The organism is Hoylesella timonensis S9-PR14, assembly GCF_000762405.1.
Classification (GTDB): domain Bacteria; phylum Bacteroidota; class Bacteroidia; order Bacteroidales; family Bacteroidaceae; genus Prevotella; species Prevotella timonensis_A.
In genome coordinates this window covers 1-3,339 of the sequence record NZ_JRPQ01000114.1, presented here as the reverse complement: position 1 = coordinate 3,339, position 3,339 = coordinate 1, and the positions used below count along the sequence as shown (strand labels likewise).

The following is a 3,339-nucleotide window of genomic DNA, read 5'->3' as shown; positions in this document are numbered from 1 at the left end:
GACTGATTATGAAAACATTTGGCAAAAGTCGCTCATTCATGTAACCGATGAGTTTACGCTTCCTCCTGTTGTACTACAAGCAGGTGAAGCTATTATTGGCACACTGGGGAACTTCAGTGTATCGACAGGTAAGGCGAAAGCTAAGAAGACTTTCAATGTGAGTGCCATCGTTGCAGCAGCCCTTGTCAATGGGCAGGTACTGGAGTATAAGGCTTCGTTTCCCGAAAGCAAGCGCACCATACTTTACTTTGACACAGAGCAAAGTCCTTATCATTGCCAACTGGTGATGCAACGCATTCTGCGATTGGCAGAATTGCCAATTGATAGAGAACCTGAGCATTTGAAGTTCAGCCACCTCAGAGCCATTGCTGACCCAAACGAACGTAGAGAAATCATCCGCTATGCAATTTACAACACGCCCAATGTGGGGTTGGTGGTTATTGATGGCATTCGTGATTTGATGCTTGACATCAACAACTCAATGGAAGCAACCAAGTTGGTAGGTGATCTAATGCTGTGGACAAGTGAACAGAATATCCATATTCAGACCGTGCTTCACCTCAACAAGGGCGACGATAACGCACGTGGACATGTTGGGACGGAACTCAACAACAAGGCAGAAACAGTTCTTCAAATCACGAGGGATAACACTATGCCTGAACGCAGTATTGTTGCGCCCTCCATCATCCGCTCCAAACCCTTTGACAAATTTGCTTTTCAGCTCAAGGAAATGGAAGATGAGGTGTGTGTTCCCGAAATCGACACTTCCTACACGGATGCAGATTGCAAGTCCCACCGCCATTCTTACCACGAACTAAGCGACACGGAACATCGAAAAGTATTGACTCAAGCCTTTTCTTCACGTGAAGTCTTGCCCTATGGCGAACTTATCTTGTCGCTCAAAAAAGCTTATGTGGAGATTAAAGGGCAATCTTATGGGCAAACCAAACTCAAAGAACTTCTACAATTTCTACTCAATAAAGGTATACTGATTAAGGAAGAACGAGGGAAATATCGGCTCTTTAGAGATGATTGACCCTAAAAACATTGGTCGGTCGGACACAGGCTATATATACCTGAACCAATCCGACCAAAGAGAAACGAGTTTGGTCGGTCGCAAATGGGTGCCTATAGTGTACGACCGTCCGACCAAACAAGAATCAACCATCCTCCAAAAGAAAAAGGCTGGGGCAAATTCATTTCAACTTAAAACAACATCACAATGGAAATACAACACATCAAGCATATCGCTATCACCGATTATTTGCAACAACAGGGCTATGCGCCAGCACAAGTACAAGGCATTCACTATTGGCACTACTCTCCGCTGCGCAATGAACGCACACCATCCTTCAAAGTCAATACAGAGCGTAACCAGTGGTACGACTTCGGTTCGGGCGAACATGGTGACATCATCGACCTTGTATGCGCTTTACATCGTTGCACTATCAGCGGAGCCATCAGGCTTTTGAGTGGTGCTAAACAAGTAGCGCATCAAGAATTTTCTTTTGGCGGTAAGAGAAAATTCTCTGAGCGCAAGTTGGAAATCCTCTCAGCACAACCGCTTTCCAATCCTAATTTGCTTCGCTATCTCACAGAGCGTTACATTCCCCTTACTGTAGCCAATTCCTACTGCTCGGAAGTTCTATTCCAAAACATGAAACGGACATACTATGCAATTGGATTTGCAAACGATGCTTTGGGATGGGAAATCCGCAATATGTATTTCAAAGGATGTATCGCTCCGAAGGCTATTACAACGATTAAAAGAGGAACCGACCGCCTACAAATCTTTGAGGGATTTATGGATTTTCTTTCGTGGCAAACGCTAAATCCTTCTTCAACTTGCGATACCATAGTTCTTAATTCTTTGGCTCTTTTGCCACGCATTCAAGAGAAGATAAAAAGCTACAAGCAAGTTGAGAGTTTTCTAGACAATGATGATGCTGGACGAAAATCGTTTGAATTTTTGAAGCAGTTTTACCCATCTATCATAGATGGATCTGTTCGCTATCGAACTCACAAAGATCTCAACGAATGGCTTGTTTCTCAGTCCAAAGTGCAAGAAAATCAACCTTCGTTACCAACCACGAAGCGTGGTATCAGAAGATAGTGTTTATTAGGGGAGCAAGTTTGTGTTTTGAGTATCTCAAAACCTCCTTGCTCCCTTCCATAGGGAGAGAAAATCCCGTTGGTCTCATGAAAAACAAGAAGTTATGGAACAGAAGAATAAGGGTGGACGCCCCACCAAGACGTTGTCTGAAAAACGAAAATATCAAGTACTGCTTCGACTCAACACGATGGAGTATTACACCCTGCAGGGCAAAGCTCGTGAAGCCGCTATGTCGCGCACTGAGTTTTTGCGACAACTCATCACCAAAGCAGAGATAAAGAGTCGTATCAAACCCGAAGATATGCAACTCATTCGTTGCGTTTCAGGGATGGCAAACAATCTCAATCAGATAGCCCATCAGCTCAATACTTTCGATATTTCTGCAATCCATGAAGATTTGAATGCGCTAAAACAACTTATTCACGAACTCTTGAAACGATTGAAATCATGATTGCCAAGATTATACAAGGAACAGACTTCAATGGTGTCATCAATTATATGCTCAATAGGCCGGATGATAAAGCGAAAGTCTTAGCTGCTACTGGTGTACGGAGTACTCTGGCAAATGATATTGCACACGACTTCAATTTGCAAGCATCTGCAAGTTCCAAAACGAAGTGCAATAAAAGAGTAGTCCTCGCCGAGAGATGCAGACGTTCTCGAAGCGTAGCGAGAGGTTGTCTGCATCTCTCGGCGAGGAAAAAACAACCAGCAATACAAATAAAGAAAGGGAGACCTCTGTCTCCCCAAGATTAATTAACTTTGTATTGTGAAATATCATCAATTAACCTCGGAGCAAAAGTCGCAAATTTTCGCCTTACTCCAAAAGAAAACAGGGAGAAAAGAGATTGCCGCAATCGTCGGTATCAGTCAGTCAACACTATCACGTGAAATCAAACGCAACAGCACGCCATCGGGAAAGTATATCTGGACAAAGGCGCACGATATGGCTATGCAGCGCAGAAAGAGAACGGTAAAGAACGCCAGGCTCTCCGACGAATTAGTCTGGAGGATTAAGGAATATATCACCAATGACCAGTGGTCTCCACGACAAATATCAGGTTATCTNTGCAAGANTGAGGGGATAAAGGTGTCCCACCAATCCATTTATAATATCATCCATAATGATACAACAGGGGAACTTGCCAAACACACAAGNCATAAGATGAAATACAGGNATCGTCCCAAGGGCAGACATCTTCCAATTAAAGACAGGTTGAGTATCC

At 43.6% G+C, this 3,339-nt stretch carries 5 protein-coding genes; all 5 read left to right on the top strand.

Annotated elements, in window-relative coordinates; translation table 11 throughout:
* Positions 1–1,036 (top strand): AAA family ATPase (locus HMPREF9304_RS07190; protein ID WP_081953669.1); only part of this gene is annotated, 1,036 nt, incomplete at its 5' end.
* 186 nt (positions 1,037–1,222) lie between these two features.
* On the top strand, positions 1,223–2,113 hold the full coding sequence (locus HMPREF9304_RS07185; RefSeq protein ID WP_036927830.1) for a DUF8464 domain-containing protein: 891 nt from the start codon (positions 1,223–1,225) through the stop codon (positions 2,111–2,113).
* Positions 2,114–2,216: 103 nt separating this feature from the next.
* Entirely contained in the window at positions 2,217–2,564 is a 348-nt protein-coding gene (locus tag HMPREF9304_RS07180) for a MobC family plasmid mobilization relaxosome protein (protein WP_036927828.1), read from the top strand.
* Positions 2,561–2,869 (top strand): hypothetical protein, encoded by a 309-nt coding sequence (locus HMPREF9304_RS15265; protein ID WP_036927826.1) that lies wholly within the window; start codon positions 2,561–2,563, stop codon positions 2,867–2,869. The genes HMPREF9304_RS07180 and HMPREF9304_RS15265 overlap by 4 nt, the downstream gene beginning before the upstream one ends.
* 13 nt (positions 2,870–2,882) lie before the next feature.
* Positions 2,883–3,339 (top strand): helix-turn-helix domain-containing protein (locus tag HMPREF9304_RS07170; protein WP_036927824.1); only part of this gene is annotated, 457 nt, incomplete at its 3' end.